Origin of the sequence: Alteromonas sp. BZK5, from assembly GCF_014349115.1 — a bacterium.
Classification (GTDB): domain Bacteria; phylum Pseudomonadota; class Gammaproteobacteria; order Enterobacterales; family Alteromonadaceae; genus Alteromonas; species Alteromonas macleodii.
Genome location: NZ_JACSOE010000007.1, coordinates 36,869 through 59,163 on the forward strand (window position 1 = coordinate 36,869; position 22,295 = coordinate 59,163).

Consider the following 22,295-nt stretch of genomic DNA (forward strand, 5'->3'; position numbering starts at 1 on the left):
AAAGCCGATGCCGATATTACTTATCTGCGTCGGCTTTTTTCAAGTAACGCTTCCAAAACTCGGCTGTTGTTGAATTAATCATATTCGACTCTGCATTCATCAGCATCACATAGCCAACTTTGTGTTCAGGCAAAAACGCCACGTCAGCACGATAGCCTTTTACCCAACCCCCATGATAGTTAAGCTGTAATCCATTTAAGTCGTAAATACGCCAACCCAAACCATAGTGAGCATCGTCAATCATGCCGCGCCAACCTCTGCGGTAGGTTTCACGCTTCGTTTTCACGCGCTCTGTAGTGACATAGTCTACCATTTCATCGGATATGACCGTGGGGAACTCGCCTAGCAGCGCTTGCAGATAAATCGTCATATCTGAAATGCTAGCGTTAACGCCAGCAGCTGGAGAGAACCGATAGTAGTTGCTTTCTACCTTTCCCTCGCGCCATTTATTTCTGGCGATAGCAATATGAGGTTGAGCCCATGATTCTGATGCAAGCAATCCGCCTTTTCCAACACTGGCTGTTTTCATGCCTAGTGGTGCAAACAGATTGGCCTGAAGCTGTCGTGAGTAAGAGGTATTATTGTTGCTGAAGTAGTATTCCAGCGCACCAAAGAGTGCATTTTGATAGGTATAGCATTCACCCGGCGCACACAGTGGTTCAAGCTCGCCCAGGGATTTAAGCACGCGCTCCAGCGAGTAGTCAGCTTCAATAAGGTTGTCGTAAGCGTTGGGCATAAAGCCACTAGATTGGCCAACGATATGTTGCAGTTGCAGCGCATTCATTCCTTTGCCTTTAAAAGGAATGTCGGGTAATAAGGTGGTTATCGGCGTTTCCCAGCTAAGCTGGTTTTTTTCTACAAGTTTAGCTGACAACAACGCAGTAAAGGTTTTTGAAACAGAAGCTAGCCTAAATACGGTGTTCTCTGTAACTTTCTCTCCGCCGCGTTTGCGGGTACTTCCATATACGTAAACCCTTGGCGCTTTGCCCTGTTCATAAAACACAAACGCATAACCAGGCACGTTGTATTTTGAGGCTTCCTTTTGAACGTAACTAGCATAGTCATCAAGCCAATCCGCAAAAGCGCTTTGTGTAATGACCATTAGCATCGCTATCAGCCAAATTTTAGACAGGCGCAGCTTGAAGGTGCGCAAAGAGTTCAGCATACAGTCAGCTCGTTAAGCCTGTGGTTTTCTGATACATCCATCAGGCGCTCATTATTATTATCGCATTATTATGCGTTTAGCTGCTCCAATGATCAAATGTCGCTAATTATGCTCACTATCTCTTCAATGATTTGATTTATTCTAGCGGTAAGCGAACCGCTGTAAGAATATGCAAGAAAGGAAGAAAAGTTCGACTAGCAAGGTTAGTAATTATTGAGTTCTGATTTTGTCGCACCAACAGGGCAAATGCACGATACACTAGATAAAGGTGATAAACGACAGGTGGGAAGCGCATTCTAATGCCAGACAATCTTTTTGTCTCAGACATGGGGGCTTCAGAAAATTCGACAACTGCTGAGTCAGTGCTTTCAAAAGCAAGACTTAGCAGAGATCCGCGCTTTGACGGACGATTTTTTGTGGCGGTAAAAACAACCGGTATTTTCTGTAGGCCAATCTGTCCAGCGCGACTTCCTAAAGAAGAGAATGTGACTTACTTTCAACACGCCACACAGGCAATGGCACATGGTTATCGTCCATGTTTTCGCTGCAGGCCTGACAGTGCACCTCGTTCAGCGGCGTGGAAAGGCGTGGGCGCAACGATTAACCGAGCGTTGTCGCTGCTATCTGTTATTCCCATTGAACGCGTTGCGGATATTGCTATGCGGTTGGGTATTAGTGAGCGTTACCTAAATAAGTTGGTCGTCAATGCTGTGGGCATACCGCCTAAGCAGTTTCAAAATATGCAGCGCACTTTGTTTGCAAAGCAGCTTATTCAACAAACTCATTTATCTATGACAGATATCGCAATTACGGCAGGCTATCAATCACTGAGACAACTGCAGCGGGCCATAGAGCAATATTGCGCTACGTCTCCTACCCAGCTTAGAAAAAAAGAGCCGGTTCAACAAAAGGCTATCTCTTTATTTCTTTCATATCGGCCGCCGTACAATTGGCCCTATGTACGAGATTTCTTGGAAACTCGCGCTATTGAGGGCATGGAACGAGTAACGAACGAGAGCTATGAACGATACTTTTCATGCAATGAAAGTGTAGGCTTTTTTAAAGCCATTCACGACGAGGCGCGCCACGGATTCAAACTTCTCATCGACATGCCTGATTTAGGTCGTCTTCATACGATAATTGAAAACATAAAGCAGGTACTAGATCTTCACGCTGACCCGCTTTTAATTGAACAAAGCCTATTGCAGTCTGGGTTACCGCCGAGCAAGTTAACGCATGGGCTACGCCTTCCCAGTGCATGGAGCGTATTTGAAAGTGGTTGTCGGGCTATTGTAGGCCAGCAAGTTAGTGTAAAAGCGGCTATTGGCCAGGTGACTTTACTGGTACATCAGCTGGGCGAAACGGTCTCTGATGCACTCCCGTCAAACGGTCTTGAATCTACAACGGGTGAACGCTACAGCTTTCCCTCGCCTGAAAGTGTGGCCGAAAACAGTCTTGAATTCTTACGTATGCCACAGGCGAGGAAGGAAGCCGTGCGTCATTTTGCTCGTTTATTCATAAACGGTAACATGCCAAGCCATGAAGACATACTCGCCATTAAAGGCGTGGGCCCGTGGACGCTCGACTATTTAAAAATGCGGGGGGAGAGAAACCCTGATATTTACCTTGGCGGTGATTTAATCGTTCGTAAAATGGCGCAGCAGTACCCCATAGCGCCTGAAAAAGCGGCACCTTGGCGCAGTTATTTAACCCTTCAATTGTGGCAGTTAAGCAATCAGTAAAGAGAGTCGCTAGTATGAAATATACAGATTTCGTGAACAGCATACAGGGGCTTGTTAAAGTTGAAGCCACTGATAAAGGCATAACGGCTATCGAGTTCGTGAGTGCCGCTGAATCAGATAATACGGCCAACGCGAAGCCGGGGGTTATAGGCAGAGAAACTGCAGCGCAAGAAAGCATGCTAAGCAAGGGCTTACATTCACAAAAAAACGCCATCACCGAAGCAGCATGCATTCAGTTACAGGCATACTTTGACGGTACGTTACGCGAGTTTGACCTACCGCTTTGCCCTAAAGGTACGGCGTTTCAGAATCAGGTGTGGGATGCCTTGCAGCAAGTTAAATACGGCGAAACCGCTAGCTATTTAGACATCGCAAAAGCCATTGGCAACCCAAAAGCTGTCCGCGCCGTGGGTATGGCAAATGGTCGTAATCCTATTGCTATTGTCGTGCCTTGCCATCGTATAATCGGAAGTAATAAAACCCTAACGGGCTATGCAGGTGGTTTACCGCGTAAGCAGTATTTACTTAATTTAGAAGGAGCCCAAGGGGTGCTGGGGCTATAAAAGAATGGGTGATAAGAAAATGGTGATAAAAGAATGGCAATAAGAGACATTATCTCGCTGCTGGTGTTAGCCGGTATCTGGGGCGGTTCATTTATTTTCATGCGTGTTGCCGCACCAGAATTTGGCATTTATGTATTAGTAGCCATTCGTACCGTGCTTGCTACAGCGGTATTGCTACCATTGCTGTTAATACGAGGGTCGGTAAAAGACATAAAGCGCCACTGGTTGGCCATTGCGCTGGTGGGCATGGCTAACACGGCGGTTCCTTTCGTCCTGTTTAATTACAGCAGCCTGCATTTAGAGGCAGGGGTGAATGCCATTTTAAATGCCACGGCTCCCATGTTTGGCGCCATTGTCGCTTGGCTGTGGTTAGGTGACAAACTAACAAAGTCAGCAGTAGCGGGGCTTTTTGTAGGCTTTGTAGGCGTAACCGTTATTAGTCAGCAAAAGCTCGGCGAGGGCGATATTAGTTTTCTTCCTATTTTGACTGCATTATTGGCCACCACTGGCTACGGCATAGCGGCGTGTATGATGAAGAAATGGTTGCAGGGGGTTAAACCTCTGGTTGTCGCTACAGGTAGTCAGGCTATGGCCAGCGTGATGCTAGCACCATTCGCGCTTGCGACCTTGCCAGAAACAATGCCAAGCGTGAATGCATGGGTAAATGCGGTAGCGCTGGCTGTCGGTGGCACGGGCATAGCGTATATCTTGTATTTCAAACTCATAGCTGACATCGGCCCAGCCAAAGCCATTACTGTAGCTTACCTAGTACCACTATTTGGCATTATTTGGGGTGTACTGTTCTTGCAAGAGCACTTATCAATTCAAACCATTGTGGGTGGTTTAATGATTTTATTCGGTGTGGCGTTAACCACAGGCGTTCTCAAAAGAAAACGCCTTAAGGTTAAACCTGCTTAGATTGAATCAAACCTGGGCTAGTCTATCAGCTGCATTCTTACTAAATTGCTGCCGTCGCGCTTGGCTTGATAAAGCGCGTCTTCCGCGTGCGCGGTTACTTCGTGCATAGCGCGCGGTGACGCGGTGTAAGATATACCAATAGACGCTGTAATAAGCAGTTCTGGTAACTCTTGTAGCGGCGGCAAGGTTGCGATGCCGTGACGAAGATTTTGTGCCATATCAAAAGCCACATGCGGGCCGGTATGTGGCAATAGAATAATGAATTCTGCACTGCTCCAGCGTCCCAATACATCCTGCTCGCGCAAGTGCTCAGCCAAGTAGGCCACAACTTTATCTAATAAGTCGTCGCCTGCGTTTCTGCCGTGAGCGTCGACAATGTCAGAAAACTCATCAATGCTAATCAGCATTACGCTTAGTGACTTATGTTCAGCCAGTAGCGTTTTGTAGATAAGCTGTAAATTCTCTTTTTCTGGAAGACGGTTAGTATGGCGAACAACCAGATCTGGCTGCATGTCTTTTCTAAAGTAATACAACAGATTGTAGATAAGCAAAAACAGCGAGAATACAACAACCAGTAGTGTTACAACGCTGAATATAAATGCTTGTGAAATTTCAGCCTGGCGTTCTTCAAGTGGACTGAGTAAAAACACCGTCCAACCAAATTGATTAAGTTTTACTTCGGCAATAAGGTAATCATTCTGGTCGATCGTCACTAATTTATTGTTGAGTGCCTGCTCGTTCTGGATAGTAAGGGGAAGGCTGGCATACCAAGGCAATTCTGACAAATTGGTAAAATCAGAGTAAGACGCAATAAGATTAGGATCAGAAGACAGCATAATGTCACCCTCACCATCTACAAACAAAAAGTCGTAGCCGTACTCTTGCTTATAGGTATCGAAGACCTCGATAAAACTGCGCAGACTCTTTCCAACACCAAAGAAGCCCAAGAAGCGGCCATCTTCATCGTGGATCTTTATATCAATATAGAAATGGGTGTCTTCCCATTTACCGATATCTGCCACGGCATCGGTAGGGTAGTCCTTGTACTTGAAATACCAGCTTACTTCCCCTTCAATCAGGTTAATTATGCTGCCATCAGAATTATATTGTTTTCTGTCTGCCTCGCTGGCAATAAAGAAAGACAACCCAAACTCGTTTTCAAGACGATCCAATGTTTTGAAAACAGCCTCTTGGTCAATCGTTTCTCCATCCATCAAGTCTACTAACTCGGTGGAATGCCCCAAAGCTTCTGAAATATGGAGTGGTTTTAAAAGTTGCTCCACAATAAGTGAGATTGCGGGCGAAAGTGACTGTTGTTGCGCGCGACTCTGCTCGGCAACAATCTTGGAAATACTAAAATGTACCAGTGTAACGATAGCGATAACCACTACCGCGAATAACACTAAAATGCTTCTATGCAGTGTTCTAAATGTGTTCACAGACTGCGCATGCTCCCTTGCCTGACTGAACTTTACCTATGATGGTAAGTATACCTGTTGCAATATTGAACTACTAGGTGACTATCATTAACTTTAGACTAAATAACAATGAAGGAAAACACCTAGTTTTGCACTCTGCAAATAGCTTTTTATCACGAATGAACCGCTGACATATGCTATTCCCTTGGTTACACTATGCTCCGATTTTCATTCTCTTTGCGAAATAAAGGAATTATATGGCTTTCTCAGTGGTTGTTTTAGCGGCGGGTAAAGGTACTCGTATGAAATCGTCGTTGCCCAAGGTGTTACACAAAGTAGGTGGTGTGCCTATGGTGCAGCGAATTATCAACACAGTAAAATCACTGGGTGCTGACAATATTCATTTGGTTTACGGTCATGGCGGCGACCAACTAAAGGCAACGGTTGTTGAAGACAATCTAAACTGGTGCTTACAGGCCGAACAGTTAGGTACAGGCCACGCTGTTCAGCAAGCGGCACCCCATATTAAAGACAATGAAGACGTGCTTGTTCTGGTTGGCGACGCGCCACTTATTCGCGAAGAGACACTAAGTGCGTTAAAAGCTGCGAAGGAAAGCTGTGATTTAGCACTGCTTACTGTAAATCTAGACGACCCCACAGGCATGGGCCGTATTATTCGTGAGAATGACAACATTACCGCGATAGTTGAGCACAAAGACGCCACTGATGCCCAGCGTGAAATTAAAGAAATTAACACCGGTATGATGATGATGTCTGGCGTTGATCTTAAGCGCTGGTTGGGCGAGTTAAGCAATGATAACGCGCAAGGTGAGTATTACCTTACCGACGTTATTGCCATGGCAGCGGCCGAAGGCAAGCGAATTCAGTCAGCACAGCCACAGTCTGCGGTAGAAGTGGAAGGCGTTAATAATCGTTTGCAGTTAGCTAACCTGGAGCGCGCGCTTCAGCGTCGCCAAGCCGAGGAGCTAATGACCAATGGCGTGACCTTGCTGGATCCTGCTCGTTTTGACTTACGCGGCCAGCTTGAAACCGGTAACGACGTAATTATCGACGTTAACGTTATTGTTGAAGGTAAGGTGACACTTGGTAGCAACGTCAACATTGGTGCAAACTGTATTCTGCGCAACTGTACTATTGCCGATAACGCTGTAATTGAAGCTAATTCTATTGTTGAAGAAGCCAGTGTAGGTGAAGCATGTACGGTCGGGCCTTTCGCTCGACTACGCCCTGGTGCAGTAATGCAGAAAAATGCCAAAGTGGGTAACTTCGTGGAAATGAAGAAGGCTATTTTAGGCGAGGGCGCCAAAGCGAATCACTTAACCTACCTAGGCGATGCAGAAGTGGGTGCCAAAGCGAACATTGGCGCAGGCACTATTACCTGTAACTACGACGGTGTGAACAAGTCCAAAACCATCATCGGCGAAAATGCCTTTATCGGCTCAAACTCGTCGCTTGTCGCGCCTGTAAACATTGGCAAAGGGGCTACTGTAGGTGCTGGTTCCGTGATCACGTCAACCGTAGACGAAGACGCGCTAGCCGTTGCCCGCGGTAAGCAGCGCAATATTCCAAATTGGCCGCGCCCGACAAAAAAATAAAGACGTATCCTTATTAAAGTTCGCTAACGGGTTACATGGTGAGATAGGGCTGGCAAACACAAATAGTGATTAGCTAGCCCAGTTTCTTCTTCAGTCCCATCAAACTATCGCCCAGTCAGAAAGATGACAAAATCAGAGGGCTTAAATTAACGTCTACTGTGTCGCTGTAAACGCAACTCATTCAGCTATCTGTCTTCTAAATAATGAACTATCTAAGGTTTCCCCTATCTATCATTACTGATAGTGTGTGTTTACTTACCTCTTAATTCTCGTTACACAAGGATATGCGATGATATCTACACTTCTGGTTGGCTTTGGATTTTCCGCCACAACCTTTCATTTGCCATTTCTAAATTATCTACCGCAGTTCTCTGTCGATGTGGTTATCTCTTCAAAACCTGATGTGGTTAATGCAGTTTTACCCCATGCTGAAGTGTATGGCTCGTTGGAAGAAGCGCTTAAAATTCACGATGTAGATTTGGTGGTTATTACAACCCCAAATCACCTTCATGGGCCACAGGCGAAACTGGCATTAGAGCACAGCTGTCACGTATTGGTAGAAAAGCCATTTACATTAGATAGTGAAGAAGCAGAAGCTTTAGTAGAGCTTGCACATTCTCAAAATAAACAGCTTTGTGTTTATCACAACAGACGTTTTGATGGCGATTTTCTTACGATTAAGCAGCTAATTAACGATGAAAAACTTGGCGACATTAAACGTTTGGAAAGCCGCTTCGATCGATTTCGCCCAGTACCACGAGACAGGTGGCGTGAAAATGCAGGGCCAGGAAGCGGTATCTTCTGGGATTTAGGTCCCCATTTAATCGACCAAGCGCTACAGCTTTTCGGCGAGCCGGAAGAAGTGTCGGCAAACATACAGGCCTTGCGTGAAAATGGACAGTCAGATGACACGTTCGATGTAACACTTCACTATGTTGATAAAGTTGTAAAGCTAGGTAGTTCAGCTTTTCAGGCCAGCGCGACATTGCGCTACGACTTGCAAGGCACAAAAGGCAGCTTTCGAAAGTTCTATTTAGATCCGCAAGAAGATCAATTGCGTGCAGAGCTATCCTTTGATGATGAACACTGGGCGATTACAAAAGATAACGAGCATGGCGTGCTAGCTGTGGTCAATGAAAGCGGCCAGCTAGTTGAAGAGACGGTGACAACATTGAAGGGTGAATATCTCACGTTTTTCAATCGCCTTGCTCACGCTATTGAAGACGGTAAATTCTCGCCGGCTGACGCGAGTACGGTCGTACCTGTTATCAAAGTCATTGAGCTAGCCATAAAAGCGAGTGCTCAAAAGAAATCGCTGGCGTTTAATTAAACAATTACCTTGATCGTCGTTTCAATTTAACTTACGATGCTTTCACTTTAAAACTAATAGCTTTCGTTTTGAAAGTTATGATTGAATGTTGAAGGTGTGTTTGCGGACTGTTTTGCAGACTTTTCATGGCTTGTTCTCAATTGGAACAACGCGTACAGGAAGGTTTAGCGAGAAGGCGGCAAGAGCATGAGGTTATATTGAAAAGTAGTAAATCGGTTGAACAGCGCCGCCAGCAGATAGTGGCGTGGGTGAAAGAGCATGGTCAATCTCAAGTTGAAGATTTGGCCGTGCGTTTTGCTACGTCTGAAGTCACCATTAGAAAAGATCTCGCAGCCCTTTCGCAGCAAGGTTTACTGATTCGACAGTTTGGTGGCGCAGTGCCTGTACCATCATCTACCAACTCAAATGCTGGGCCATCTCAGTTTATTACCAGTGACCCTTTCGCGAATTCAACTACTAGCCCAGCAATTAACGCTATAGGCCAACTTGCAGCTAGCTTGGTCAAACCGGGCAATAAGCTCGTTATAGACTGCGGGTCTACCACCGCATCCATCTTACCCCATTTATCACATATCGATGATTTAGTGGTAATGACCAACACGTTATCAACCGCCAATTACCTTACTCAAAGTGAAAAAGAGCCGACGGTGTTAATGGTAGGGGGCACATGGGATGGCCAATCTCAGTCGTTTCAAGGCGCGATGGCTGAACAGTTGGTTAGTGCCTATAGTTTTGACATTGCGTTTATTGGTGCCGCGGGCATAGATGTCACCAGAGGCACCACCACTTTTAACGAGCTTATTGGTGTAACCCGCGCCATGGCTGTGGCGGCCAGTAAGGTGGTTATAGTAGCCAGTTCAAAGAAATTAACGCATAAAATGCCTAACCTAGAGCTAAGCTGGAAAAACATTTCTGTTTTGATCACTGATGAAGGCATTTGTGAACAAGACAAACTTAATATTGAAAATCAGGGCGTGACAGTACTTATTGCAGCGCCGAGTGGAGAATAATTATGTGTGGAATAGTTGGCGCTGTAGCTGAGCGTAACGTGGTTGAAATCCTATTAGAAGGTTTAAAAAGACTGGAGTATCGCGGCTATGATTCAGCTGGCGTAGCGCTATTGCAAGGCGACGGCACGCTTACGCGTATTCGCCGTACAGGCAAAGTACAAGAGCTTGCTGATGCGGTGGCAGAAGGTGAAGCTTTGGGTACAACTGGAATTGCTCATACCCGTTGGGCAACGCACGGTGGTGTGACTGAAGCGAATGCGCACCCACACTTTTCAACTGAACGTGTAGCTGTTGTTCACAATGGTATTATTGAAAACTACGTTAACTTAAAAGCACAGTTAAAAGAGCAGGGCTATACCTTTACCAGCGACACCGACACAGAAACTATTGCTCACACCGTACACGAAGAGCTTAAGTCAGGTAAGACTTTACTAGACGCTGTGCAAAGTGCCGTTAAAACCTTCCACGGTGCGTATGGCACCGTCATCATGGATAAAGAAGATCCTAGTCGCGTAGTGGTTGCACGTTCGGGCAGCCCGCTTGTAATTGGTTTGGGCCTTGGCGAGAACTTCATTGCGTCAGATCAAATGGCATTATTGCCAGTGACACGCCGCTTTATCTTTTTAGAAGAAGGCGATGTGGCAGAGATTACTCGTCGCGACGTTAAAATCTTCGATAAAGACGGCAATGCCGTTGAACGCGAAGTGATTGAGTCGAATATCGAGCACGACGCGGGTGACAAAGCGGGTTACCGCCACTACATGCTTAAGGAAATTCACGAGCAGCCAACCGTTGTGCGTAATGCGCTTAAAGATCGTATTGACGAAAACGGACTTACTGCTGACATATTTGGTAAAGGTGCTGACGAGATATTCAAAAAAGTACAGCATGTACAAATTATTGCCTGTGGTACCAGCTACCATGCGGGTATGACGGCGCGCTATTGGCTAGAACAATATGCAAATGTGTCGTGCAACGTAGAAATTGCATCAGAATTCCGTTACCGCAAGTCAGTAGTGCACCCAAACAGCCTGCTTATTACTATCTCTCAATCAGGTGAGACAGCCGATACGTTAGCTGCCCTTCGCTTAGCAAAAGAGCTGGGCTATATGTCTAGTTTGACTATCTGTAACGTTCAGGGTTCGTCATTAGTACGCGAGTCAGACCTTGCATTTATGACCCGCGCTGGCGCGGAAATTGGCGTTGCGTCTACCAAAGCTTTCACTACTCAGCTCACTGCGTTCTTAATGCTTACCCTAGCACTGGGCAAAGAAAACGGCATGACAGACGCTGACAGCAAAGCTATTGTCTCAGCGCTTCATAGTCTACCTGCAAAGCTTGAAGAGACCTTAGCGATAACTGGTGGCATTGAAGATTTAGCTGAAGAATTTGCAGATAAGAACCACAGCTTGTTCCTAGGTCGTGGCGATCAATACCCTATTGCCATGGAAGGAGCGCTTAAGCTTAAAGAGATTTCTTATATTCATGCGGAAGCGTATGCGTCTGGTGAATTGAAACACGGCCCACTTGCGCTTATTGATGACGAAATGCCCGTTATTGTGGTTGCACCGAACAACGAACTCCTCGAGAAGCTAAAGTCGAACGTTGAAGAAGTACGTGCCCGTGGCGGCATCATGTACGTATTTGCGGATAAGGATGCGGCGTTTGAAGGTGATGAAACCATGCGCGTTATCAACGTACCGCACTGCGATGAACCAATCGCACCTATCATTTATACCTTGCCACTACAGCTATTGAGCTACTACGTAGCGCTAATTAAGGGCACCGACGTTGACCAGCCGCGTAACTTGGCGAAGTCGGTTACGGTGGAATAAAGCACACAGCTGAAGCACTTATTCGTGCTCACAAACAAAGCCTGCGACTGACAAAAGCGCAGGCTTTTTTGTTTTCAATAGGCGATTATTGGCTGCTAATTAAGTGGCTTTCCTGCAAGCCCATGCCTCACTATTATTTCGCCTCTCTTTTCACCACTCTCACTTCATCGATAAACCTTCTCCATCCGTCTTACTTTGTCAGGTAAGGCAGTTGTAAAACGAGGAGTAAGGTCATACCTATAAGTCATACCAAGTTTCAACATTGCGAGGCAACATGGCTATCCCATACTCACTGCTAGATTTAGCGCCAATATCTGAAGGGTTTGGCGTAAAAGACGCGTTAAACAATTCGAAGTTAATGGCTGTGGAAGCTGAGCGCTGTGGCTATGAACGTGTATGGTTAGCCGAGCATCACGGCATGCGTGGTGTTGCCAGTTCTGCCACCTCAGTAGTGTTAACGCACATTGCTAACGCTACCTCGACTATTAAAGTGGGTGCTGGCGGTATTATGCTGCCAAACCATGCACCTTTAGTCATTGCTGAGCAGTTTGGCACCTTGGCTGAATTATTTCCCAATCGCATAGAGCTTGGACTTGGCCGTGCCCCAGGCACTGATATGGCAACCGCACGCGCGCTTCGTCGCAATTTACAAAGCGATGTAGACAGTTACCCAGAAGATATTCAGGAACTTCAGCACTACTTGGGTACACCGCAAGACGGGCAGCCGATTGTTGCAGTTCCAGGGGCGAATACCCACGTGCCCTTGTGGTTACTTGGTTCTAGCTTGTACAGTGCACAGGTGGCGGCAAAAATGGGACTGCCATATTCGTTCGCTTCGCATTTTGCGCCTGATGCGCTATTCGATGCGCTTCATGTGTACCGCAATATGTTTAAACCGTCGCCTCAGTTATCAGCGCCAAAAGCGATGGCTGGTGTAATGGTGGTGATTGCCGAAACCGACGAAGAAGCCAAGTATTTGTTCACTTCGGTTCAGCAACAATTTATGAACATGCGACGCGGTCTTAATAGGCCTTTCGCTAAGCCTATGCCTAACTTTGAAGAATATTGTACGGCGACTGACGAAGCAATGTTATCGAATGTATTGAGGTATGCGTTGGTAGGGTCGAAAGAAACGGTGCAAAACAAGCTAGCTCAGTTTGTTGAAGCTACGGGTGTTGATGAAATTATCGTGTCGATGCCGATTTACGATATAGAAGCGCGCTTGTTTAGCGTTAACGCATTTGCGGAAATCGCATCTTAGTTTTTAGACAGCTATTCCCAGTATTGAATATTTGGTTATAACTTCCACTATGAATGACCTTCGAATAACTTTATGATACGTCTATATGTGCGTATTTTCAGTTAGTTGTGTTAGGTTCACAGTCATGACAAAGGTCTGGTTTTCCCTTCTTTTAGCTTTATCTTCTTTGATGTGGGGCACTAGTGCTGCTTTTGCGAAAGAAACCTTGGACCTAATTGTTCTTGAAACACTGCCTGTTCCAATTGTCGCTGATTCGCGGGCCGAGTTCGAAAAGGAACTTGCGCGGATTATGCCCGATCACGAGATTAACGTAACATCGTATAACGCCGAAGGCTCTGAAGTTCGTGCTAAGGAGATACTTACCGAGCTTGCACAAAACCCAGCGCCTGACCTTATTGTATCGGTGGCGACCCTTGCCACCAGAGCGCTGAATACGTCTGAAGCGTTTGTTGATGTACCTAAGCTGTTTATGGCGGTCTCAGCACCGGTTGAAGAAGGAATAGTTTCTGCTATTGGTGCGGTTAGTGAACGCAACATGACGGGCGAGTCACACGTGCTAGACGCAAAGGTAAAGCTAGATATGTTAGAGGGCGTGCTCAGAGCGTCTAAGCCCTCATCGCTTTTTACCATCGGTCTAGTCCATTCTACATACCCATCGTCAAGCAACTTGGTTAATCAACTTCTGGCACTGAATGATGACTACGAGAACATAAATCTTGTTGCTGTTAGTACACCGTATATAGAAGGCGATGATGGACTGGTTGAAATGACTGACAGCATCATCAACAGCTTGCAGCAAAAAACAAACGAGCTGGATGGTTACTGGCTTTCATCTGGGCCGCTCGCGGAATCGAATGGCTTAGTAACAAAGGTAAAAGAAGCTACGGGACTGCTTCCTTTATTTGCAGAAAGCATTTCCTCTGTGAAAGAAGGTGCGCTTCTTGGCGTAGTATCTGAGCCAGCGAGTATTGGCAAATCAGCTGCAAGAAAAGCCAAGCTAATTCTTGAGAAAAAATCGGCGAGGGACATTCCCGTTGATAAAATGGATACGTACACTGTAGCGGTAAATGTGTCTACAGCAATCAAACTGCAGTTACCCATTCCTTCAAATTACTTGAAGCTGTCGAAAAAACATGTGTATCAATAAGGCCTAATTAGAAGTAAGTATGCGGATTAAATCGAAACTGCTGGTTATCTACATTCCAATTTTATTAATTGGTATGGCACTTACAGGGTATTGGGCTTATTTGACGGCGTACGATTCAGTACGCGAAAGAGAATATCAGCTCCTCACTCAGACGCTTACATTAAACGTTTTAGAGATCATTGACGAAAGACGTGAACTGCTTATTGAGTCGGGCCTAGAGAATGTGCCTGTGTTTCGCGAGGCCTATCAAAAGGAAGTGTTTGAAGAGCTAAAGTCGTTGCAGCAAGCCACCGACCGCCACTTTGCGATCAGTGACAAGAGTGCCGATACTGTGGTGTTTAGTACGATGGAGCACACTGTGGTTCCTAATGTCGAAGATGCGACAATCGCAACCATTGCCAGTCGTAAGGTCGCCTTTGGTGAGTCGAATATTAACGATGCTGACGTGTTATTTGCGTGTGCGGAATTTGCGCCATGGAATTGGAAAGTTACCGTATTACAGCCTGCTGACGCACTGCAATCTTTCCTATCTACTATTGCGTGGCTAACGTCATTAGTGACGCTATTTGCTGTCGTTATTGTCAGTTTGCTTATGGGAAGAGTCACACAGGTGTTTGTTGTTTCTCCTATCGAAAAAATAAAATCAGCAGCAAGTCGCATTGCGGTTGACCATAAGAAGGTCAGTATAGACTTACAGCAAAACGACGAGTTAGGTAGTTTAGCGCGAGACGTTGAGGCAATGTCTGGTGAAATAGAGCAATACGTTGCTCAAGCTCAGCAAGCAAACCGCGCAAAAACGGATTTTCTTGCAGTAATGAGTCATGAAATTCGCACCCCACTGAACGGTATTCAGGGATTAGCAACGCTACTTCTTGATACGCAACTGTCGGATAAACAGCATCAGTATGCCAGCGATTTGAAATCATCGGCGTCTATTCTAGCGACCGTTATCAACGATGTTCTGGATCTCTCAAAAATTGAATCAGGTATGTCAGAAGTTGACGTTACAGAGTTCGATCTTGACGCAATGCTGAATGACCTTATTACGCTACTGGGTACCAATGCTAGCGCCAATAGTACGCGTTTGGTTTACAAAAGTAAGAACATGGAATCGGTGGCAGTAACCAGTGATATTACGAAGTTACGCCAGATAATCATTAACTTGGTGAGTAACGCAATTAAGTTTACTCATAAGGGCACGGTGACTATTTCCGCCAAACTCAAACAGCCTTCACAGGATACCGTGAGCGAGAACCATTTGGTAATTGCGGTTAAAGATACCGGTATTGGTATTGAGCCAGACAGACTCGAGCATATTTTTGATAAGTTTACGCAGTCCGATTCATCAATTACGCGTAAATACGGTGGCACTGGGCTAGGTCTTGCTATTGCAAAGCAGCTTGCACAAATATTAGGTGGTGATATTAAGGTGGTGAGCAAAGTCGGTGAAGGTTCATGTTTCACCGTTACCGCCAAGGTGCAGAGTCGTCGCGTGGTGGAGTCGTCGGCCGATTCGGGTTCCGTGCGACAAGCAGAGCGCGCTAGCTTACCAGAAGGTATTAAAGTTCTGTTGGCTGAAGATAATGCCATTAATGCTGTGGTAGCACAGGCACTCTTAGAACAGCTGAAATGTGATGTTGAGCACGTTGATAATGGACTGAAAGCCGCTGCACGAGTAGAAGAGGGCGGTATTGATGTTGTTTTCATGGATGTGCACATGCCAGTGATGGACGGCATTGAAGCGACAAAACGCATTCGAAAGCTTGATGGAGAGCTTAGCAAAACCCCAGTTATAGGACTTACCGCCGAAGCATTCAAAGAGCGGCACGTGTCATTTAAAGAAGCAGGGATGGACGACATCGTTACCAAACCTGTCACCGTTGAGGCACTGCAAGAAAGTTTGTCAAAACTGGCGCTTAATCAGGAAGTCACTGATAATAGTTAAAGTGATGCAGCCTCAGTAATTTGAAGTTGTAAGAGCCCGTGGGTGATTTCACCATGGGCTAATATATAAATGCTTTAACAGTAACTTATTGCTTAAGGTGGCGTGTGCAAATCAATAAACCCCGCGAGCTACTTCGGCTGAGAATTGCGCTGATCATTGGTGCTGTACTTGTGCTTGCCTTTATGGCTGCTGACTTGATGCTACTACCAAGCAGCATGTACGAGCTGTACATATTCGATCGCTTACTTCTTCAATTCCCTATTATACTCGTCGTTGTTGTACTCTCCTTCTGGCGCAGGTTCATTCAGCATCGAGCCTACATTTTCGCAGGGTTACTTATTGCGCTTTCTTACAGCAACTACTGGTTAATATGGGTTTGCTGGGAAGAGCACAGCTTCATTTTCCCCTACGAGGGCACAATTTTATATGCTTTCTTCTGTGTGTTTGCGCTGGGTATTGCCTTTAAATTAGCGCTAGCAGCCAACGTCATCAACATTCTGGGTTTTTTGGGGTTAATGTGGGTTGCGCCGGTTTATGGTGACAGAGTTCCAATTTCAATGGCATTTGTATCTGGGTCTTTGTTTATTTGTGTCTATGCCCGTTATCGGTTAGATCGCAGCGTACGCATGTTAAAAGAAACCAATGACAGGCTACTTAAACTTAGCAAATTTGACCCCTTATCTGATTTATTGAATCGGCGTGCGTTACGAGAGCAGAGTGAAAAACTGTTGGCGTTGAGTAAGCGTCATAAAGTGTCGATGGCTGTGATGATGCTCGACTTAGATGATTTTAAAAAATATAACGACTGTTTTGGTCATCAGCAGGGTGATGAAGCCATAAAAATACAAGCCCGCATTATGAAGCAGGTCTTTAAGCGAGAGACAGACATATTAGGTCGGTACGGTGGCGAAGAGTTTATTGTTGTATTGAGCGACATTCAGAAAGAACAAGTTGAGAAGCACTGTGATGCACTCTTGAATAAGTGGACAGAAGTCGCATTAGAACATGCTCAAGATGCAAAGCATCCTTTAATGAGTTGTTCCATTGGTGTGGTGTTTGCCAAGTCGGCCGAGAACATGTCAATCGATTGCCTTATTGACGAAGCAGATAAAGCACTTTACGAAGCAAAAGAAAAAGGCAAAGCCCAGTTTGTATTAAATCAGGCGCAGTGCTTAGCCTAACACTGCGCTTTTTTTCACGATTGGCTTACAGCTTCACAATCATCTTGCCGGTGTTCTTGCCTTCAAATAACATATTTAGGCCTTTCTCGGCGTTCTCTAAGCCTTCCACAGTGTGTGCACGGTACTTGATTTTACCTTGTTGAACATAAGGCGAAAGCTTTTGCAGTAGTTGTGGGATTTCACCCCAGTGATCAGGCATAGCAAAACCGCGAATGTTAATTCGCTTTTTAATCAGCGGGATCCAGTTCGGGCCCGGTGACGGCTTTTCAGACTGGTAATCGGCAATCATTCCACATACCACAATTCGGCCATGGGCATTCATTCTGTTAAAAATGTGCTGCTGAATAGGACCGCCCGTATTTTCAAAGAAGACGTCTATTTTATTTGGTGTTAGTTCGGCTAACTTTTCTTCTAAATTGTCGGTTTTGTAGTTTATAGCGCCATCAAACCCAAGCTCGTTAACAATCCAATCGGCTTTGTCTTCGCTTCCTACTACGCCAATTACACGCAGCCCGTCTGCTTTAGCAAGCTGACCTACAATTGAGCCTACAGAACCTGCTGCACCCGTAACAATAAGTGTCTCACCTTCTTTGGGCTGGCCAAAATTATATAAACCTGTTGTGGCCGTTAGGCCTGGTAGTGCAAAAACACAAAGGGCCATTTCCTCAGTAATGCCAGGCTGAAGTTTGTTAAAACCAGAACCGTCACTGAGCACATATTCACTCCAGCCAGTCATTCCCATAACTTTGTCGCCTACCGAAAAATTAGGGTTGTTAGACTCAACCACTTCGCCCACACCGCTTGAGCGCATTACATCGCCAAGCTCCACAGGTGGAATATAACTCTCTCTGTCTTCACTCATCCAACCTAACATCGCAGGGTCTAAAGACATGTGAGTTTGCTTTATCAAAATTTGACCGTCTTTAGGCGTGGGAACTTCGAGCTCTTTGCTTTCAAATAAATGTGGCCCAATTTTTCTGTCATGGGGGCGATTAACGAGTGTAATTGCTTTGTATGTTGACATGGTGTCCTCCTGTTACAAGCACAAATGGTCGACGTCTTATCGAATGTAAAAGCGCGTCGCTAAACACGGTTGCATTTGCGCTGTTTAAAATAGGGTGGGGGTTATAGACATAAACACAACCTATAACACAGCCTGTTTATAAATTTGAGTGAAACCTTTTTGCATTTCCAATAGGTGTTAGTGATAGTTAATTAAAATAGTGTTAACAATATTGATATCTTTCGTTAACGCCGTTTTATCAAAGTTGCTTATAAATGCGTCGAAGTTGTAGCTATAATTGTAAAAAATGCGATAAAAGTGCGTAAATGGCGTTTACTTGCATTGAACAAAAGTACTCAGATCCGTAGAATGCCCGATGCAATTTTCCCCTTTTACAATGAGTATCTTATGAAGCAACAGTTTTCTTTACGTGCCTCAGTTTGCTTAGCGCTTGCTACCTTAGCCTCTTCTTCTGCGCTGGCAGCTGGTTTCCAAGTTAATGAACACAGTGCAAACGGTCTAGGCCGTGCCATGGCTGGTCAAGCGGCTAAGCCAGAGAATGCCTCCATTTTAGCAACTAACCCTGCAGCGATTGGTGTATTTAAAGAAGCTGAGTTCAGTGCATCAGTAAGCTTTATCGATCCGAACGTAGATATCGATGGTGTTGTTAGCTATGCGTTAGGCGAAGCCCCAGTTGGCCAACCTATGCCAGCAGCAGAAGACAACATTGCAGATACTGCTTTTGTTCCAGGATTCTTTTATGTAAGCCCAATTAATGAAAAGCTATCTGCTGGTGTAGGTGTATTCACAACCTACGGTCTTCGTTCAGATTACTCTGATGATTTTGGTGCGCTGCATTTTGCTGACACAGCTGAAGTAAAAACGGTTACCCTAAACCCTGCTGTATCTTATAAAGTGAATAAGCAGCTTATGGTAGGTTTTGGTTTAAACATCACTTACGCTGAAGCTGAAATTGGTTCTGGTGTATCAAACACGCTAGCGGGCACTGTTGCAGGCCTAGCGCCAACAGCAGAAGCATTAGGTATTACATTGCCTACGCTTACTCCTGGCAATTCACTGTTTAGCATGGAAGGTGACGATTGGGGCTATGGTTGGAACGCTGGTATTTTCTGGCAACCAACTGATATGACTAATGTTGCGCTTTCATACCGTGCAGAAACGAAACTAGAACTTGAAGGCGCGGTATCTTCAGAGACGCCAGTGTTTCCTATCAACTTAAACCAGCCTGGTAGTCTAGATTTGAACCTTGCTGCGATTACAGAGCTAGCGATTGATCAAAAAATTGACAATCAGTGGTCTGTACAAGCAAGTGTTACTTTCACTGACTGGAGTACGTTTGAGAAGCTTGAAGCTAACCTAGAAGACGGCATCGATTTCCTAATTAAAGAAGAGAATTTCGACGACTCATGGCGTGCAGCGCTTGGTGTAACTTACATCCTAAACGATGAAATTACCCTTCGTGCTGGCTATGCTTATGATGACGGTGTGGTATCGGTAGAAAACCGCTCACTGAGTATCCCAGATACAGACCGTCATTGGTTCTCTGGTGGTATGACTTACACGGTTAGCGAAGATACATCAATAGACGTGGCTTACGTATTCATAGATGGCCGTGAAGCGAATATCGACAAAGATAGAACGATTCTAAGCAATGTTCTTCCTGGTACTGACTTTACCACTAACTTCTCAGGCACACAGTCAGCTACTGCGCACATTCTAAGTGTTCAAATGAACACTCGTTTCTAATTTCAAAGAAGCCAAGTTAAATAAGAAAGGCAGCGTATTTACGCTGCCTTTTTGGTAATGACCTATGCACACTGGTATAACGTCGCATTTTTTATGTGCGATGGGGTTCTTGTGCGCTGTTTAACGACTAAATTTGCGCAAATAAATCTTGAAGACATGTAATTGCTGCGCCGATTTTTGCAGGCATTAGCTCCCTTTTCGGTGTAACCGCATAAACCGTATAATCTGGTAACTCCCAGTCAGTGAAGAGCTGCTTCATTTCACCAAACTTTAATAGATGTCTCACTTCTGGTTCGGGAAGAACCGCATAGCCAACACTATCTTGAGTAAGTTTAATCAATGTCTGCATTGAGTTGACATCAATGCGTTGTGTATCCAATTCATACTCGCCTTCGCTTTCGTGCTTCATGACGTATTCTTCAATATGTCTGTGAGCAATGTATGTATGCGCGTTAAGCGCTTCAGGCGAAGTCAGAGTTTCGTTTGCAAGTGGATGGTCTGCAGAGACACATAAAATGCGCTTCCAGGTCGCGAGTACCAAACTGCTGAAATTTGTATCTGATACTGGGGCGAAGCAAAGAACAAGATCGGCACTGGAAGCGATAATGTCTTTAGGCTCGTCAGTTACGGTTAAAGAAATAGTTATTTTAGGAAATTCTTCACAAAGCTTTTTCAGTGGCTCGCTTAACAGTCCTCCGCCAAAACCCTCCGGCGCGATGATGTTTATTTTACCTGTGGGATCATCCTGCAGACTTTCAATTTTTTGCTGGGCAAGTTCTGCGGTTTGTAGCATTTGCTTACTGGTTTCGTAATAGATGCGCCCTGCTTCCGTTAGGCTCAAACTTCGGGTATTTCGGTTAAAAAGGCTAAGGCCGATATCGTGTTCTAGCTTTCTTAACTGCTGACTAATAGCAGAGACAGTCATGTGCAGCTCTCTCGCAGCTACACTCATGCTACCGCTATCGGTTACTGCAACAAAAACCTGAAGAGAGCGAAGTAATTTAGTATTCATGGCGCTTAGTTAATCCTTTTTATTGGCCGCAGTATTTTGACTGTTCATTTGTAGCAAATTAACGACGGAAATAGTCGAATTCTACCGTATTTTAACGTTGATGAACGCTTTTGAAGCAGGTCTTTACGCAATGCTTACATTGGAAAGTTATGCATTCTCTTCGCATTTGTAGCTAAAAGTAATTTTGGAGCTCGCCTTGTTTTAAAGATGTTTTCTTTATGTTTTTAAATGGTAAATTATTGAAATCCAGCGTTTCTTTGCCCGATTAAAGTGCTAGTTTAACTATTCACTAACTATGCAGCTGAGAATCGCGAATGAAACAGTTTACTTTGATGATTATTGTTCTGCTCTCCACCTCGTGGATGGGCGGTTGTACTTCTACTAAAACGTCCGATGGCGCTTCATACGGGCCCGCCGCGTTCTCACAGCCTGCGTTTACTGCTGTTACCGTAGCCTACGCACCCGAAATGCAGGGTATCCTTAATCGTATTGAGCAAGATCCCAATGCATCCATTCACACAACCACAACCATCAAAGGCGTTACGTATCGCATAGGTACCTATCACGACGAGCCAATATTAATATTCGCTACTGGAATGAGCATTGCAAACGCTGCTATGACTATGCAGATGGCGTTGGATTACTTTCCGGTTAAGCAAGTGGTTTACATGGGGATTGCGGGAGCGGTTAACCCAAAATGGCAACCGGGTGACGTCATTGTTCCGGCGCGTTGGTACTACCATGATGAGAGTGTCTACACCAATGAAGATCCGAATGCTCCGGGGGAATACATACTGCCTGAATATTATGCAAAGTTCATTGAAGAGCAAGATGAACGCCGCGCTAAAGATCCTCACACACCAAAATATAAGCCCTTTCACTTCATTCATCCTGACGAAGTGCTTATTGTGAAAGAGGGGATGGATAAACCACAAGATACCGCCTATTTCAGCGCGACACCGCGTCTTTTAACTGCGGCGAAACAAGCCATGAGCACTATGCCAACGCAGCGCGTGCTTGGTGAGCGGGATGCCGAGCTCTTTGTAGGCGGAAATGGTATTACCGGGTCTGTCTTTATGGATAACCGCGAGTATCGAAAGTGGACAAGAGACGTGTTCAATGCCGAAGTAACTGAGATGGAGTCAGCCGCAATAGGTCAAGTATGTACCGTTAACGACGTTGACTGGATTATTGTTCGAGCTATTAGTGATTTGGCTGGCGGTCAAGAAGGCGTTAACGTAGAGAACAAGTACGACCAAGAAGTGTCGCGAATCGGCGCTAACGTTCTGTTTTCTGTATTAGATACACTCGCTGAGGACGAGTAGTCGATAGTATGGCAAACATTGAGGCAACGTTGCTTCTTTGCATATGAATGTTAGTTT

17 protein-coding genes are annotated in these 22,295 nt (G+C 45.3%); 13 read left to right on the top strand and 4 right to left on the bottom strand.

All coding sequences use genetic code 11. The annotated features are described in order from the left end of the window. Positions 1-16 precede the first annotated feature (16 nt). Positions 17-1,165, bottom strand: a complete 1,149-nt coding sequence (locus BIZ39_RS03550; protein ID WP_039229068.1) for a serine hydrolase domain-containing protein — start codon at positions 1,163-1,165, stop codon at positions 17-19. Between the two features lie 299 nt (positions 1,166-1,464). On the opposite strand from BIZ39_RS03550, the gene BIZ39_RS03555 reads away from it, so the two are divergent. The 3 genes from BIZ39_RS03555 to BIZ39_RS03565 are packed head-to-tail and all read left to right on the top strand — an operon-like array spanning position 1,465 to position 4,388. Next, entirely contained in the window at positions 1,465-2,907 is a 1,443-nt protein-coding gene (locus BIZ39_RS03555; protein WP_187446362.1) for a DNA-3-methyladenine glycosylase 2 family protein, read from the top strand. 14 nt (positions 2,908-2,921) lie between these two features. Then, positions 2,922-3,470, top strand: coding sequence for a methylated-DNA--[protein]-cysteine S-methyltransferase (locus BIZ39_RS03560; protein ID WP_187446363.1), 549 nt, complete (start codon positions 2,922-2,924; stop codon positions 3,468-3,470). Between the two features lie 33 nt (positions 3,471-3,503). Next, positions 3,504-4,388, top strand: coding sequence for a DMT family transporter (locus BIZ39_RS03565; protein ID WP_014951239.1), 885 nt, complete (start codon positions 3,504-3,506; stop codon positions 4,386-4,388). 17 nt (positions 4,389-4,405) lie between these two features. Here BIZ39_RS03565 and BIZ39_RS03570 read toward each other — a convergent pair whose 3' ends face one another. Beyond that, positions 4,406-5,827, bottom strand: coding sequence for a diguanylate cyclase domain-containing protein (locus BIZ39_RS03570; protein ID WP_014977725.1), 1,422 nt, complete (start codon positions 5,825-5,827; stop codon positions 4,406-4,408). A 236-nt stretch (positions 5,828-6,063) separates the two neighbouring features. Between BIZ39_RS03570 and glmU the strand changes: the two genes are divergently transcribed. The 8 genes from glmU to BIZ39_RS03610 all read left to right on the top strand — a co-directional run bounded on the left by glmU (position 6,064) and on the right by BIZ39_RS03610 (position 17,131). Then, on the top strand, positions 6,064-7,422 hold the full coding sequence (glmU, locus tag BIZ39_RS03575) for a bifunctional UDP-N-acetylglucosamine diphosphorylase/glucosamine-1-phosphate N-acetyltransferase GlmU (RefSeq protein WP_187446364.1): 1,359 nt from the start codon (positions 6,064-6,066) through the stop codon (positions 7,420-7,422). Positions 7,423-7,711: 289 nt separating this feature from the next. Next, entirely contained in the window at positions 7,712-8,752 is a 1,041-nt protein-coding gene (locus BIZ39_RS03580) for a Gfo/Idh/MocA family oxidoreductase (RefSeq protein WP_187446365.1), read from the top strand. A gap of 197 nt (positions 8,753-8,949) precedes the next feature. Next, entirely contained in the window at positions 8,950-9,762 is an 813-nt protein-coding gene (locus tag BIZ39_RS03585; protein WP_187446386.1) for a DeoR/GlpR family DNA-binding transcription regulator, read from the top strand. A gap of 2 nt (positions 9,763-9,764) precedes the next feature. After that, the gene (glmS, locus tag BIZ39_RS03590) at positions 9,765-11,597 is read left to right on the top strand and encodes a glutamine--fructose-6-phosphate transaminase (isomerizing) (protein WP_014951234.1); all 1,833 of its coding nucleotides are present in this window, start codon (positions 9,765-9,767) and stop codon (positions 11,595-11,597) included. 274 nt (positions 11,598-11,871) lie between these two features. Next, positions 11,872-12,858 carry an LLM class flavin-dependent oxidoreductase gene (locus BIZ39_RS03595; protein ID WP_187446366.1) on the top strand — a complete coding sequence of 329 codons (987 nt, stop codon included), beginning with the start codon at positions 11,872-11,874 and terminating at the stop codon, positions 12,856-12,858. A gap of 124 nt (positions 12,859-12,982) precedes the next feature. Continuing rightward, positions 12,983-14,005: an ABC transporter substrate-binding protein gene (locus BIZ39_RS03600; protein ID WP_187446367.1), complete on the top strand. Its 1,023-nt coding sequence runs from the start codon at positions 12,983-12,985 to the stop codon at positions 14,003-14,005. Between the two features lie 19 nt (positions 14,006-14,024). Then, positions 14,025-15,950, top strand: a complete 1,926-nt coding sequence (locus tag BIZ39_RS03605; RefSeq protein WP_168463132.1) for an ATP-binding protein — start codon at positions 14,025-14,027, stop codon at positions 15,948-15,950. Positions 15,951-16,054: 104 nt separating this feature from the next. After that, a complete protein-coding gene (locus tag BIZ39_RS03610) occupies positions 16,055-17,131 on the top strand; it encodes a sensor domain-containing diguanylate cyclase (RefSeq protein WP_156078988.1) in 1,077 nt (358 codons plus the stop codon). Positions 17,132-17,156: 25 nt separating this feature from the next. Here BIZ39_RS03610 and BIZ39_RS03615 read toward each other — a convergent pair whose 3' ends face one another. After that, complete coding sequence (locus BIZ39_RS03615) at positions 17,157-18,155, bottom strand: NADP-dependent oxidoreductase (RefSeq protein WP_187446368.1); 999 nt, start codon at positions 18,153-18,155, stop codon at positions 17,157-17,159. Between the two features lie 387 nt (positions 18,156-18,542). On the opposite strand from BIZ39_RS03615, the gene BIZ39_RS03620 reads away from it, so the two are divergent. After that, positions 18,543-19,901, top strand: a complete 1,359-nt coding sequence (locus BIZ39_RS03620) for an OmpP1/FadL family transporter (protein ID WP_049585748.1) — start codon at positions 18,543-18,545, stop codon at positions 19,899-19,901. Between the two features lie 127 nt (positions 19,902-20,028). Here the strand turns inward: BIZ39_RS03620 and BIZ39_RS03625 are convergent, their stop codons facing one another. Beyond that, positions 20,029-20,913, bottom strand: a complete 885-nt coding sequence (locus tag BIZ39_RS03625; RefSeq protein ID WP_049585586.1) for a LysR family transcriptional regulator — start codon at positions 20,911-20,913, stop codon at positions 20,029-20,031. A 314-nt stretch (positions 20,914-21,227) separates the two neighbouring features. Between BIZ39_RS03625 and BIZ39_RS03630 the strand changes: the two genes are divergently transcribed. Beyond that, positions 21,228-22,238: a 5'-methylthioadenosine/S-adenosylhomocysteine nucleosidase gene (locus BIZ39_RS03630; RefSeq protein ID WP_049585588.1), complete on the top strand. Its 1,011-nt coding sequence runs from the start codon at positions 21,228-21,230 to the stop codon at positions 22,236-22,238. The last annotated feature ends 57 nt before the right edge of the window (positions 22,239-22,295 follow it).